The following is a 14,379-nucleotide window of genomic DNA, read 5'->3' as shown; positions in this document are numbered from 1 at the left end:
ATCTGCTTCGCAAAATTTCCGTTAGGACTGAGTCTGTACCGCATGACTTTACCTCGCTTCAATGAACAGTGTTGCGGATCGATTGTCTCAACACTGAAATACTATTAGAGGATCCTAGAGCTTACAGGAGTGTTATGAATCTACTCTCGGTCGCAATTGCAGTCACACTTGTGCTCGGGAGACCAAATGCCTCAACTTTTCCCGATGTAGACGAAGGGTCCTGATTCAATCCCTGAAATGCCATGTTTATCGGGCGTTACAGATTAAGGGAGAGATCTCAGTGAGCAAGCGAAACCGCCATTTTAAAGCATTAACCTCCCTGTACTTGTCATCAACCTCCGATGCCTGGATTCTGTCCCAGCGTTGAGCTGGAATACGGCTATTGCTCGATTTCCGTACGTCTCACGCCCTTTTCCAACACCCCATGGGGAGTAGTCAAGGAATCTGTTGTCTTTCAACTGTTGCACGATGCCTCCCAGCTAGCCGCCAATACCCAGGAAACCTCGCTGCTGGCTAAATGTGACAAGTTTGAATTGCAGCCGTTCCAGGCCCTCTGGGAAAGCCGCGTTGCAACTGTTGCCCGAGTCATACACTCCGGGTTGCACCAATGGACCATTGAGTCGACCATTTATGATGAAGCGGAGAACGAAATCGCTTGGGCTCGCAGTTGGTTTGCCCGCTCCAACGTTTTGCTTGAGACGATCGCCCCCTACAAGAACCAGATGCTCAAATTGACCCAGGACTGGAGCTGATCAAAGAGTGCGGGAAGATATCAATGCACGTTTGCTGACAATTCCTCCGCAGCCTTCTGTTCGTCAGTTGACTCTGCGGAACCCGCGAAGCCTTGGTTGTATCCGAACTGATAAATCACACCAAGCCTTGCAGTTCTCCATCCTTGACCTTCTGCGAACTGACGCTCAGCAGCACTGTCAAAATGATAAAGAATCAATCGCTCAAGAACATTATGCAGAGCATATTCCCTCTTAAGATCGTTCAATGCTGAGTGGGCCGGGTTTGTTGCAGTTGTAGCATCATGAAAGATTAACTCCCCCCGTCCTGCATGAGCGACGAGCTGTTCGGGAATGGGCCGAGTATCGCCGGTGTAAACGAAACAACCGGGCAAAGCCAAACCGAATGCCTCGCCAGGAAAGTGATGCCGCACTGGGAAGACATTGAAACGGTAACCTCCAAAATAAAACGCATCGCTGACTGGGATCAGCTGAAAGCTGTCCCAAAAATTCATACCGCCCTCCGCAACCTGGGAGCCGGCCGAACCGAATATCTGATGCAATCGGGTTACAAGGCCGACAGGTATAAAGAGTTTTATTGAGCGTTGCTCTTTGAAAGCGATGTTAAAGAACAAGCGTTCGAGGCCACCAACATGGTCAAGATGGGCGTGGGTCAGGAATATTGCATCGAACTGGAGTTTTCGTTCTTTTACCGCAAAGAACGTGTCTGGGCCGAAATCGATGAGCATCGATTGGTGATTGGGCAAGCAGATCTTCGCGCTTGAGCTTCCCAGGTCCTCACTGTGCGCGCCTCCTGTTCCGAGAAACTCCAATGTTACGGTCATATAGCCACCAGCTCTGAATGGGCCGTCCATGGCCCGAGAACTCGTCCTGATGATTAATTTGCAGGGAAGTCAGTCCAACCGTCTAGCCAGCTCTGGGCGGATACCGGACTCACAGCACCGACAAAGTTGGCCGACTCATCAAAGAATTCACTTTGTGGCGGGCGTGTCGCGTTCATTTGCCGAAGCTGGACCCTGGGCATGAAAACCGGGTTGGTGAGATCTTTGGCGTTTGGGAACAGGGCCGTTTCTACACGGAATACATTGTGATTCCGTGGCTCTTCCATCCAGTCTTGCTCGCTGAAGCCAAAGTCATCGTCATCCTTGCCGGATTCTCGGGTGACTTGGCCCAGATGTCCGAGGTTGGTCAACAGGTTGTTGCCAAATGTCAGCCTGTCGCGGTTGACCAGCGAAAGCACGTTGTCGCGGGTATCGATAGCCTCAATTGCGTAGCTGTCGATCAGCATATTGTGAAAATGGCCACCTGAACCCTCGCGCAGCACCATGCCGCGATGTTTCTTCTGGCTGTTGCCGCCGCCCACAAGCGTGACATTGTAAAAGGTGGGTTCCGAGCGGGGCATTGCCTCGTGATCATTACCGTTGTTATCACCCTCAAACGCGTTGTCGCCGGCATCAGGATGCTGCTGGATAACAGCGAACTGGACGTTTCCGGTCCAGCCCCAGTCCCAGTCAATGCTGTCGTCTCCTGCACCGGTGATGACGATGTTTTTGAGATCGACATTGCCGCCAAACATCTCAATGCCATCGTCGAGAGAACGGTGAACCTGCACATTTCTGACAATCGTGTTGCTTCCACAGCCGCCGAGCGTCAGACCGTTCAGTTCGTTGTCTTTGTAGACTTCGAAGCCAGCGAATTCGATGCGGGTAAATTCTACAACCCCACAGGAATCTTCGGCGTTGGTACCGCCAAATGCGCCCCGTGTCTCACCTTCAGGAAGACCTTCGATGGAGGCTCCGGGCTGGTTCACCGGCGCCTTGCCAAGCAAAACAACACCGCCCCAGTCGCCACGCGCCCGGTTGCCCTCAGTCTGGGCACTCGTAAATACAATCGGCTTGTCCGATGAGCCTCTGGAGAAAAGCTTTGAATCTGCAGTCACGACAAGTGCTGACCCGTGTTCACCCTCAATGGTGACACCCGGTTCAATGTTGAGATTGGAGTTCTCAACGTAAATAGTTTTCTCAAGGATGTAACGCTTGCCAGATTCCCATGTGGTATCAACCAGAATGTCAGAATCAACGCGTACAGAACGATCTTCAAATGCAGTGAACCCGACCGCAGTTGAACCAATGGCAAGCATCGGGAAAACAATGAGAGAGTTGCGTCGCAGCCAGCTCTTTTGAGCAATACGAGGTTCCTCTGTTGCTTCAAAGCGGGCAGTGGTTTCTTTCGCCATCAGCGGTTGCCCGTCGTCGTTGAGTTGGATCTCCCTGGCGAGCGCCTTGAGTTCCGGCGTACCAGATAACTCAACCCTCCTGAGCACATCCGCCCGATACGCGGGCTCTCTGAGGAGCGTATTAAGGTGAACGAATTCGACGCCGGGGCAGGCACCTTTATCGATACGACGTTTTAATCGCCATAACTTTTCGACCAACAGGGAAGAATCGCCAGACATGGGGAACTACTCTTCGTTGAAGTGGAATCCAGACTCTAGCGTGCAACCATTAAGGTCTGATTAAACCTGTAGTCGAGATGCTTGCCCGGGCGCTTGCCGATCTGACGATGCGGTCCGCCATCAATGCATGAACATGCCACCGTTAATCGAAAAATCTGCACCGGTAATGAACGAGGACTGTTCATCAGCCAGAAAGGACACTACTCTGGCAATCTCATCGGGCTGACCGAATCGCCCAACTGGAATCTGCGCTTTTATTTGCTCGCGAATTTTTTCATCAATAGCCAGAACCATGTCGGTCTCAACGTAACCGGGCGACACGGTGTTCACTGTAATGCCTTTGCGAGCGGTTTCCTGGGCCAGAGCCTTGGTGAAGCCATGAATGCCGGCTTTGGCGGCGGAATAATTCACCTGGCCAAATTGGCCTTTTTGCGCGTTGATGGACGAAATGTTGATGACGCGACCATAATTCTGGGCGATGAGCGTATCCAGGAAGCAATGGGTTACATTGAAGACGCTGTCGAGATTGGTGTGAATCACTTCTCGCCACGCCTCAACTGGCATTTTCTTCATGACCGAATCCCGCGTAATGCCAGCGTTATTAACCAACACATCCAGTCGACCGTAACGGCCCAGCAGTTCGTTGGCAGCCGTTTCACAGCTCTGGGTATCCGCAACATCCATTTGCACCAGGTCGATTTCCAGACCTTCTGCGGCGAGGCGGTTTTGCCATTCCAAAGCCTGTGGTTTGCGGTCTGCATTTCTGAACGTCGTCACGACCTGATAGCCCTGACCAACGAGTGCCTTGCAAATCGCTTCTCCGATTCCTCTGGTTCCGCCGGTAACCAGCGCTACTCTTGAGGTTTTCCCAGTTGTCATTTGTTGTCCTCCTTGTAGGTATATGTGTGGTCAGAGATGGTTCTAGATGAGTCCGATTGAATTCGCCTCACTTTCCAAGAATTCTCGAAACTTGGGATCTGCAATACTGATAAGTGCTTTTGCCCTCTGGGGAATCGAGAGACCTTTGAGATTCACGCAGCCATGTTCTGTCACAACCATGTGGACGTCGTTCCTGGGGTCCGTAACGGTGCCGCCCCGAAGCTTTGGCACGACACGGCTGACGTTTCCCTCCTGCGCAGTTGAGCGAAGGGCCACGAATGAACGACCGTTTCTGGCCGCGTAGGCCCCGCGAACGAAGTCCAGTTGCCCGCCGCTCCCAGAGAACGGCTTGTCCCCGAGTTGCTCTGAGTTGATCTGGCCGGTCAGATCAATTTCCAGCGCAGAATTCACGGAAACCATGTTTTCGTTTAAACGGATAATGTCGGGGTTGTTAACCCAAGAGGCCGGATAGCCAACGATGGAGGGGTTATCGTCGAGGAAGTCGTAGAGTTTCCGGTCGCCGAGGGCAAAGGTGAACACGTGCTTGTGCTGCATCCAGGTTTTACGCCTGCCGTTCATAGCTCCAGACTGAATCAGCGGCATCATCGCCGGGGAGAATAACTCACTGTGTAAGCCCAGATCGTGGTGGTTCGTGAGGCCGGCCAAAACCGCATTGGGAACGCCTCCCACGCCTATTTGGAGAGTGTCACCGTTGTGGATCTGGTCGATGATCTGGTCAGCAATTCTCAAGTCGACATCAGTTGGAGGGTTGGGAGTGGCTTCAACCAGCGGCTGATCGTGCTCCACGATCAAGTCAATTTCCGAAATGTGGACAGAACACTCACCGAAGGTTCGAGGCATGTAACGATTGACCTCGACAATGACGTTCCTGGCTTTTCGGATCACCGAGGCGCCGTAATCGGCGTTGGTGCCCAGGCTGAAATAACCATGGCGATCCATCGGAGAAACCGTCACGAGAAAGCACTCGGGATCGATATGTTCAGTTAGCAGACGACCAGCCTGGTGCAGCATGGCCGGCACAAATTCGATCCAGTTCCGGGATCCGGATTGCGCAATCGCGTCTCTGTCCGAATGGCTCAGAAACAACGGACGGGGAGTTACCAATTCTCTCAGGTCTGGCGCCAACAGAGTTTTGCGCAGAGCTTCGGTACCATGAAGGTAGTAAAAGGCAAAGGGGCCTATCAGTCGATCCCTCAGCGCGTCTGCGGTTGCCGCCATCAGGGCCGGTGGTTGGGCAGCGCTCATGCCCAGAATAAGATTTTTACAATTGGCGAGTGTCGCTGCCGCTTCGTAAGGCTGTCTTTTCTTTTGCTGGTAAAGGGCTTCTAATCCCGGGTCCAGACCTTCCATATGCCACTGGCCTCATTCTCCTTGATTCAACTCCAAGGATGTTGGACTGTTGTGACGATTGAGTGACCAAAAAGTGACCAGCTTGTGAGAGGTGTGGTTGTATTCAAGTGGTCAGATGGGCCAACCTCAACTCCCTGAGCATTGGCCGTCGCTTTCTTTGATGGCTTTGCATGCGCTTTAAAATATTGTCCAGAGCCTCCACCGCCTCAGTGATGTGAGGACCTTTGTTGAGCATTACGCACTCCGCTCTGTGCGCCATAACAGCGTCTGATATCTCGGCTCGTGATGGCACGCCCTTTCGGGCGAGATTCTCAAGCACCTGCGTTGCCCAGATGACAGGCACGTGGGCCGCTTCACAGACCGACAGAATCTCTTCCTGCACCTCGGCCAGACGTTCGTAGCCGCACTCCACGGCCAAATCCCCCCGGGCAATCATCACGCCACAGCATGGCCAGCGCATGGCGGTCAGCAGCATCCTTGGCAGGTTTTCGAACCCTTTTCGAGTCTCGACTTTGAGCACGATTGGCAGAGTTTCTGCGTTCAGGCGCTTGAGTTGTTCTTGCAACAATTGAACGTCTGTAACTGAATTGGCAAACGACATCTCTACGACGTCGGCATGTTCTGCAATAAACGACAGGTTCCTGAGGTCTTCCCCTGTCAATGCGGCGATGTTCAGTTGGCTGTCAGGAAGGTTTATACCTTTGGCGCTGCGAAGTTTGCTCCCTTCCGGGCGCGCATGGTGAATCCGCACCCAAAAGTGTTCTGGTTCAACCTTTTCAATAACGCCGCCGATTTTACCATCATCAAACCAGATGCTTTCGCCAGCCTTAACCTGTGTAACTACGGCAGGCATTGTGCAACTGATAGTCGCTGGTTTGATGATGTTACCTGCAGAGTCCCTTTCTTCATTGGTTCCCTGCACGGAATCAGAGGTAACCAGAACCATGTCGTCCTTCCTTAGGCATAAGATGCCCTCTTGGGGAAGAAAGTCCTGGATTTCCGTTTGCACCCTTGGGGTCTGCTTTCCGTTCTTGAGCTGTATGGCTGTGCCGGGTCTAACGTAGCAAGCCTTAATGCTTTCCACGCAGCAGCCAGACTCAGTAATGTCCACCACCGTCCATTTGCGGGATTTTTTTCGCGCGTCTGTCAGTGTGATTTCGTCACAACGGTTGAGGCATTTTAAAAAGCTCTCAGAGACCCGGAATTGAGCTGCACAGTCGTCTGGGACAGAAGAAGGGTTTTCGGAAGAGGTTAGCCAGATCCGGGCAGGGATCACTGTAATTCCATAGTCATCCCTTGTGGGACGAATGTGGATGACTTTGGGGCCCGGCTCAATGTCTCCGGTTCTGATCTTGGGCCCGCCAAGATCCATGAAAATCCGGCACTTTTGGCCCAGACTCTGCTCTGCGGTTCGAAGATGGCCGATCATGGCTTGCCAGATCTCCGGGCTGTCGTGCGCACAGTTGATCCTCATGCAATCCATCCCCCTTGCCATCAACTGATGAATGATGGCTGGGTCGTGGGCGGCCTCAGTCGGCATGGTGACCATGATGCGAACTGTCCTTTCGCTATTTGCGCTGCCCAGCAGCTGATCGGCGTGATCATTGAGAAGCTTGAAGCCGTCCTCGATTGCAGGAGTTGCACCATCCTTTTTTTCCGAAACGTGATGCCGTTGTCCGAGAATGGCCTCTAATACTCTAATGACTGCGGAGAGGGTCGCGAGCACACACGATTCAGAGCGACCGAGAGATGACAGCCCTACCAGCGCAAGTCTTTGTTGCAAAGGCCGAATGTCGTGCTGTCTGAGTGCAAGGTAGTGGAGAAGATTGCTAGCGCTATTTTCATAGGCGGGGTGCATGGTTTCCAGTAGATTACCATGACCAGCTGCATCTTTAACGATGGTTTTACGAAGGCTCACGAGAGCTTCGAGAAGGTCTCCAATTTCCTCGATCTGCATCGAAGTCAATCCAGAATTCGAAAGTTCACTCATGCGTCACCTCTGGCGGCGGGCCTGCTTGTCGGTGCCGTCTTGGATTCTGTAATCGAGGCTGAACAGACAATGCTCACTTTATTAATGTCGAGAAGACGTGTTGCAGTCTTATGAACATTTTTTTACATCGCTAAGTGTTTTTGAGAATCCAGACACTGGAATCAGGCAATTCAGCGTTGGGCTATGGATTAGACGAAAAGTTCTTCTCCCGAATCGATCAGTCTGGAAGGATTGCATCGATCGCTTCGTAGTCACTGTGGGAAACGCTGTTGACGCCCACCGCTTGCTGTGTGTCCAGATAAGCCGTGAGTTTTGCTGAAGGCGTTTTCAGCAATTCCATCACCGTTTCTCGAAGAGTAGGGCAGATTCCGCTCCTGAAGACAAAAGGGTCATAGTGAAGCGCTGGAGATCGCCACAGCACTTTAAAAGCGTTCTTCCTGATGAGTCCACGCCTGAAAAGTTCATCTGCTCTAGCGCTGGATACGAATGCAGCTTCGGCTTTGTTGTCTGCCAGAAATAGAAGGGCCTTATCGTGACTTCCTGCATAGATCTCTGCGCCGAAGAAATCAGAGAATGATTCTTTGAGTTCAGCGGCAAATGCGTGCTTTGGCATCAGGGCGCCCGATGTACTCGAAGGGTCTGTTAGCAGCACACGCGCTGAGCGAAGGTCTTCAATCCGGTCAACATCGCTGGAAGTGGGAACGAGCAGCACTGAATAGTAGAAGCTTCCCTCCGGTGTTAATTCGCCCTTTTCCGTGATCAAAGAGGCAAATGCTTGGATGTCCGGGTCATCTCGATGGGCAAGGATGTAAGATGCCGGCCCCATCACTGCCAGATCGACACTGCCCGCAACTATGCCATCAATCACGCTTTCGTATGAACTCGCCCGCACCAGGTCAACAGGTATCCCGAGACCCTCTTCCAGAAGCTCAAGTAATGGTTGGTATTCGAGTACCTGCTCATCGAAGTCCGTCTTGGGAACCATCGTGAATTTCAGGCGATCTATTCCGCAGTTCTCACTTTTCAGGGTCTCTGATGCGGTGGCCCAAGTTGATAGGAGCGTCAATGCGAGAAAAGCCAGAAGCGAAACTGGATTCACACTACGTTCTCCTTTTCCGTAAAAGCTCTCTCGAAATCCAGTATCTTTTCCGCCGGCATAGGCCTGCCCAAGAAATAACCCTGAGCAATATGGCAGCCCGCCACTTTCAGGTGTACCAATTGATCATGGGTCTCCACGCCTTCAGCCACTACCTGAATCGCCATCCGTCTGGCAAGGATGATGGTTGAGGAGACAATCGGACTGTCGTCGTGGCTGTTGGATATGCGGTTGATCAAGCTGCGGTCAATTTTCAACTTATCAACAGGTACAGCCTCCAGGTGGGCAAAGCCGGCGTAACCAGTTCCGAAGTCGTCGAGACTGAGACGAATGCCTGCCTGTTTGAGGCGGTGGAGTGTCTCAACTGCTCGGCTCTCCAGCATGGCTGTTTCAGTGATCTCCAGTTCCAGTAAGTCCGGATTCAAGCCCATATCGGATAACATAGTGAGCACATTCGCGCAGAAATCCGGTTGAGAAAGCTGAATAGGGGAGACGTTCACAGCGATAGGTTTTGAGACACCAAGCATCTGTTGCCATTCGGAGATTTGAACGCAAGCGAGTCGAAGCACCTCCATCCCAAGCTTCACAACGAAACCGGTTTTTTCTGATAACGGAATGAATTTGTCCGGGTAAAGCAAACCGAAACTGGGGTGCTGCCAACGCACCAGGGCTTCATAACCAATCACTTCCATGCTGTCGAGGCAAACTTGCGGTTGGTAGTGAAGCAGGAAGTCTCGATTTCGGAGAGATTCGGTAAAGGCCTGCTCGAGATGAAACTCCTCTACGTCTGTAACGTTCAGAGATTGGTCGAAAAAACGGTACTGGCCACGGCCAGCTTTTTTGGCAGAGTACATGGCCGCATCGGCACAACGCGTCAGTTGATCGACACTCTGGCCATCCCTCGGGCTGATCGCGATACCGATACTTGAACTGGTATTGAGTTCAGTACCTTCAAGCATATACGGCGCTGATAAGTGATCGGTTAACGCGGAGGCCCATTGTTCGATACCGGCCTCAGTACGATCACCTAGCAGCAAGACAACAAACTCGTCACCACCAAAACGGGCCGCGATATCGCCAGGAGCCAGCATTCTCTGGATCCTGCCAGCGACGGCTTGCAGCAACATATCCCCAACATGATGACCCAGAGAATCGTTGATGGACTTGAAACGATCCAGATCGATAAAAAGCATCGAGCTCAATCGGCGTGCACGGCGTTGTTCCAGCACCGAGGTCTTTGCTTCGTCCAGAAATTGCCGTCGATTCAGAAGTCCGCTGAGGTGATCAATGGTAGCCGCGCGATTGCTGCGGGCGTTCTCGGTTTCGAGTCGTTCAATCAGCTTTCGGTTGCTTTGCTCCGACGTCCGCAAAGCTTCGAGCACTTGTTGCTGTTTCTTCAGGCCGTGGATCAACCAGATCACGATTCCCACAACCAGGGCTGTCATCAAGGTATTGGCAGCCAGTTGCTTTGCCTGGCCGAGTGCCAAGGGGGCAAGAACCTCTTCAAGGGGTTGTGCCACGGCTATAGTAAAGCCATTTATTGGCCTCGAAACAGAAACGTATTGGTAGCGCCCTTCTGGCAAATTGATCACAGCATCGCTGGTGATCACTCGACCTTCTTGTGGCCGGGACATCTTTGGTAACGCTGGACCGCCGATAACAATTCCACTTTCGCTCGCGCGCATCCATTCGTTGCCAGCGGAGTCCAATATCTGAATGAAGCCAGAACCCAATTCGACGTTTTGCATCAAGCTGGCGAGGTAGCCAATGTCCAATTCAATCAATACCAGCAGGTTAGGCTGCGAAGAGCCCGAATCGCTCAGCGGTACCAGAAACGGCAGTCTCCAGGCGGGATCCCCGGGCGTATAGGCCGGGTCGTCCAAGCGGTTGGGTAGGAGCGGTGCAAGGCCTGAATGGGCAAAATGCGTTTCGGCCTCTGTTAACCAGGATTGCAGATTCGATCTGGCTGACTCCGTGTGGCTCGCGTAGAGCAGATCACCGGACGCGTCATAAATGCTGAATCGGTTGAACACCGGATCCTCTGCAAGCAGCGTGAGAAAACCGGATTCATCTTCACTTTTGGATACGAGATTTCCATGGAGCAGGCGCCCCATCACCTTGCCTCGAACCGTCATTTGTTTGAGGCTTTCTGAAACTATCAATGCCAGATTGCGGTTTTCCGATATTTGGGAATCGAGAGCTTCCGTTCTCTTAGTTGAGTTTTGCCAGATGAACAGCGCCCATAAGAACAGAACGACGATAAAAGCCAGCACCAACATGGTGAGCTGGACGTTGCTCAAGGATGTATGGGACTTCAAGGACATCAAATGAGGACCTGGAGGATCATGGGCAGGTAACGAACAGGATTTCGAGCGCTGAACCAGTCCCGAGTGCAAACGGGGTTACAGTCAGGTTGCTCCACCGCAAACCCTAGCAAGTCATCATGACAATGGCGTGACTGACTTTGATTTTGTTCAGAATGCCCGTTGTAAGCCATGCTTTCGAAACCCTGGAAATAGCCTGCACATAGAAGAACTGCACAACTGTCAAACCAGTCACGTTAAGAAGGTCACGAAACGAACATCTTTTCGTCATAGCAAGTACATGTCGCATTCATAAGCTCCAAGTTGGCGCTGTTCGACTTCAAACGCCATGCAAAAACTGAAAGCCACTGGAGAAAAAGATGCGATACCTCAATTCAACGAAAGCTGGCCTGATATTCCTGGCGCTTGGTTTAACGGCCTGCACAGACACGGCTGACGAAAGTGATGTAAATGCACTGCGCGATGATTTGAATAACCTGACTGATCAGGTCAATAACGAAGAGACCTTCGAGCTGCAGTTGTTGCACCTGGCGGATATGGATGGCTCCAACGTCGACGCGCTGGCCAATGTTGGTAACATCGCTGCGATCGTCAATGGCCTGCGCAACCAGCATCCAGAAAAAACCCTTTTTGTGAGCTCCGGCGACAACTACATCCCGGGTTCCCGTTACACGGCTTCAAGTGATGATTCGTTTTCCACGGTTACTGGAGTGGCAACGCCGGGAGATGGTCGGGCTGATATCGCTTTTCTTAATGCAATGGGGCTCGAAGCATCTGCAGTGGGTAACCATGATCTGGATAGCGGAACCTCAGCATTCGCCGGTCTGATCGCCGCGGATGGCAACTGGTCCGGCGCGCAATTTCCTTACTTGAGCGCTAACCTTGATTTTTCAGCCGATACCAGTGTTAGCGGCCTTGAAGTCTCGGATGGACAGGAGGCTAGTGCGATGCCTAACAGTCTCGCAGCATATGCAGTGGTGACTGTAGATGGTGAGCAAATTGGCCTGGTCGGTGCATCAACGCCGACGCTGGAAAACATTACCTCGACCGGTGATATTAATGTTTTGCCTGCAAATGACAGTATCACTGACCTTGCTGCAGAGATTCAGGTATCGGTCAATGAGCTGACAGATTCAGGCGTAGATAAGATTATCTTGCTCGCGCATATGCAACAGCTTGCTGTTGAAAAGCAGCTCGCCTCACTTTTGTCCGAGGTTGATATCATTGTCGGAGGTGGATCTAATACGCTGCTTGCCGATTACAATGATCGTTTGCTTCCTGGCGATACCGCGGCTGACTCTTACCCGTTGATCTACAACAGTGCCAGTAACGAGCCAGTTGTCCTGGTAAACGTAGATGGCGATTACAAGTACCTTGGTCGCCTGATGGTGGAATTTGACGCCGCTGGCCGCATTATTTTGAGTAGCATCAATCCGCTCGTCAGCGGCGTCTACTCTGCGGAAGATGAGACGGTTAGCGCCGTGAATGGCAGCGCAAACAGTACCGTGGATAATATTGTTACGGCTGTAAACGATGTTCTTGTTGCTCAAGAGAGCAACATTCTGGGTAACACCTCGGTTTACCTGAACGGTCAGCGTTCATCTGTTCGTTCCGAAGAGACAAACCTGGGTAATCTGACAGCAGATGCCAACCTCTGGTACGCTCAGGAATATGATGCCAGTGTAGATATTTCGCTGAAAAATGGTGGCGGAATTCGCGCTGATATCGGCAGTTTCGCCTTCCCTCCCGGCTCAACCGATGTCGAGGATATTGAGTACTTCCCACCAGAGTCTTTTCCTGCTGCCGGCAAAGAGACTGGCGATATCTCACAGTTCGATATCCAAAGCGCATTGGCATTCAACAATGGGCTAACCCTGGTTGATGTATCAGCAGCCGAGCTCAAAGCGATTGTTGAGCATGGCGTATCAGACATCGGTGGCGGTCGCTTCCCGCAAGTCGGTGGTCTGAGCTTCAGCTATGATCCTGGCGCAGCCGTGGGAAGTCGGGTTACAGACCTGAGTGTTGGTGGCACTGCTGTAGTGAGTTCCGGTGTGGTGCAGGCTGCTGGCCCGTTCAGAATGGTCACCCTGAACTTTCTTGCCGGTGGAGGCGACGGATACCCAATTCCAGCAACGAATCGCGAAGATCTGGTGCTTGATGCCTCTCTGTCAACAAGCGTTGATATGAGCGCCAATGATCCAGGCCAGGCAAGTTTTGCTGAGACTGGTTCTGAGCAAGATGCACTCGCAGAATATCTGAAGCAATTCCATCCAGATGATTCGGCACCGTTCAGTAATTCGGATACGATTGCTGATGATTCAGCGACTGACTCACGGATTAGCACCCTGTAAGTGCCCTGAAAAGGCAGAAAGTAGCGGTCTAGTTACCGCTACTTTCCCATTGCTTTGCCCGCAGTCTCGAGATTCGAGAAAACACTTCAAACTGGCTTCTCTAACGCCAGCATTTATCTGTAACGTTAAATGCTCTCCCTCAGCCAACGTCTGGATCCTCAAAGAGCCCAATGGTTTTTCGCTGATGACCCGTATTTGCTTGCGTCGCTTCGGCAAGAAAGCTGCGACATCAGGGCGGAAGCGTCTAGTTGACCTGGATAAGTCTATCGGATTAGCCAAAGGTAGCATGCGCTTTGCAAGCGTTGGGTTTGAGCGACCTCTGAGTGCCTTCGTAAACTATGAAACACAACTCTGATTCAACGGGGCCTCTGACCCATGAGAATTATCGCCTTCTATAGTCCGAAAGGCGGTGTCGGCAAAACCGCCTCCGCCGTCAATATTGCATATCTGGCCAGCAGAAGTGGCTGCTCCACGTTGCTTTGGGACCTGGATTCCCAAGGTGCTGCAAGTTTCTACCTCTCTGGAGGTGAGCCCGGGAAAGGAAAAAAGATTTCAAAGCTTCTGGAGGGCAAAGTACCCATTGCGGAGTTCATCGAAGCGAACGTATACCCCGGTCTGGATTTTATCCCAGCCCACAAGAGTTTTCGGAACCTGGATATTCGTATCGAAGAAGACGAGCGTTCATTGCCATTAAAATCCATGCTCGCGCCTCTTGCCGAGGAAACGAGCCTCGTTGTGCTGGATTGCCCACCCGGCCAGTCTCGTCTTACCGAGCAGGTTTTGAGGGTGGCTGATGTCGTCTATGTACCGCTGGTACCGACTTGGCTTTCTATGAATAGCTGGCTTCAGTTTCGGGATTTTGTTCGTGATAAAAAACTTGGTCAAAAAAAATTGAGACCTTTTTTTACTCTGGTTGACCGTCGTAAGAAACTCCACCGGGAGCTCTGCGAGCAAGCTCCAGATCTATTTGATCGGCACATGGAAGCGATGATTCCCTATTCAAGCGCCGTCGAGCGCATGGGCGAGGAAGGGTTACCCCTCGAAATCTTAAGTCCCCGATCCAATCCGGCCCAAAGCTACAGAAAGCTCTGGAAGGAAATCCAGTCCGAGTTACGCATGTGAATTGTCGTCGTGGCGTAGCTGCATAGTTTAGGCCTTGCAGAG

Annotated in this window: 10 protein-coding genes; 3 read left to right on the top strand and 7 right to left on the bottom strand. The window is 51.9% G+C overall.

The window, feature by feature from the left end:
• Nucleotides 1–341: 341 nt before the first annotated feature.
• On the top strand, nucleotides 342–752 hold the full coding sequence (locus tag KYE_RS11840; RefSeq protein ID WP_139043669.1) for a hypothetical protein: 411 nt from the start codon (nucleotides 342–344) through the stop codon (nucleotides 750–752).
• Between the two features lie 20 nt (nucleotides 753–772).
• Here the strand turns inward: KYE_RS11840 and KYE_RS21160 are convergent, their stop codons facing one another.
• The 7 genes from KYE_RS21160 to KYE_RS11800 form a co-directional block, all read right to left on the bottom strand.
• Complete coding sequence (locus KYE_RS21160; RefSeq protein WP_008173589.1) at nucleotides 773–1,573, bottom strand: MBL fold metallo-hydrolase; 801 nt, start codon at nucleotides 1,571–1,573, stop codon at nucleotides 773–775.
• 53 nt (nucleotides 1,574–1,626) lie between these two features.
• Nucleotides 1,627–3,204 (bottom strand): hypothetical protein, encoded by a 1,578-nt coding sequence (locus tag KYE_RS11825; protein WP_008173586.1) that lies wholly within the window; start codon nucleotides 3,202–3,204, stop codon nucleotides 1,627–1,629.
• A 120-nt stretch (nucleotides 3,205–3,324) separates the two neighbouring features.
• Complete coding sequence (gene phbB / locus KYE_RS11820) at nucleotides 3,325–4,083, bottom strand: acetoacetyl-CoA reductase (RefSeq protein WP_008173585.1); 759 nt, start codon at nucleotides 4,081–4,083, stop codon at nucleotides 3,325–3,327.
• Between the two features lie 42 nt (nucleotides 4,084–4,125).
• The gene (locus KYE_RS11815; RefSeq protein WP_008173582.1) at nucleotides 4,126–5,454 is read right to left on the bottom strand and encodes an acetyl-CoA hydrolase/transferase family protein; all 1,329 of its coding nucleotides are present in this window, start codon (nucleotides 5,452–5,454) and stop codon (nucleotides 4,126–4,128) included.
• 103 nt (nucleotides 5,455–5,557) lie between these two features.
• Nucleotides 5,558–7,444 (bottom strand): pyruvate kinase, encoded by a 1,887-nt coding sequence (locus tag KYE_RS11810; protein WP_050898302.1) that lies wholly within the window; start codon nucleotides 7,442–7,444, stop codon nucleotides 5,558–5,560.
• A 217-nt stretch (nucleotides 7,445–7,661) separates the two neighbouring features.
• Nucleotides 7,662–8,543 (bottom strand): phosphate/phosphite/phosphonate ABC transporter substrate-binding protein, encoded by an 882-nt coding sequence (locus KYE_RS11805; RefSeq protein ID WP_008173578.1) that lies wholly within the window; start codon nucleotides 8,541–8,543, stop codon nucleotides 7,662–7,664.
• A complete protein-coding gene (locus tag KYE_RS11800) occupies nucleotides 8,540–10,864 on the bottom strand; it encodes an EAL domain-containing protein (RefSeq protein WP_008173576.1) in 2,325 nt (774 codons plus the stop codon). The genes KYE_RS11805 and KYE_RS11800 overlap by 4 nt, the downstream gene beginning before the upstream one ends.
• A 359-nt stretch (nucleotides 10,865–11,223) precedes the next feature.
• Here KYE_RS11800 and KYE_RS11795 point away from each other — a divergent pair, with 359 nt between their 5' ends.
• Both KYE_RS11795 and KYE_RS11790 read left to right on the top strand, forming a co-directional pair.
• Nucleotides 11,224–13,215: a bifunctional metallophosphatase/5'-nucleotidase gene (locus KYE_RS11795; RefSeq protein WP_008173574.1), complete on the top strand. Its 1,992-nt coding sequence runs from the start codon at nucleotides 11,224–11,226 to the stop codon at nucleotides 13,213–13,215.
• Nucleotides 13,216–13,590: 375 nt separating this feature from the next.
• Nucleotides 13,591–14,337 (top strand): ParA family protein, encoded by a 747-nt coding sequence (locus KYE_RS11790; protein ID WP_008173572.1) that lies wholly within the window; start codon nucleotides 13,591–13,593, stop codon nucleotides 14,335–14,337.
• Nucleotides 14,338–14,379: the final 42 nt, after the last annotated feature.

Source organism: Marinobacter manganoxydans MnI7-9 (assembly GCF_000235625.1).
In the GTDB taxonomy this organism is placed as follows: Bacteria; Pseudomonadota; Gammaproteobacteria; order Pseudomonadales; family Oleiphilaceae; genus Marinobacter; species Marinobacter manganoxydans.
Note: the sequence above shows the minus strand (reverse complement) of the source record. Positions and strands in the feature narration are given on the sequence as shown.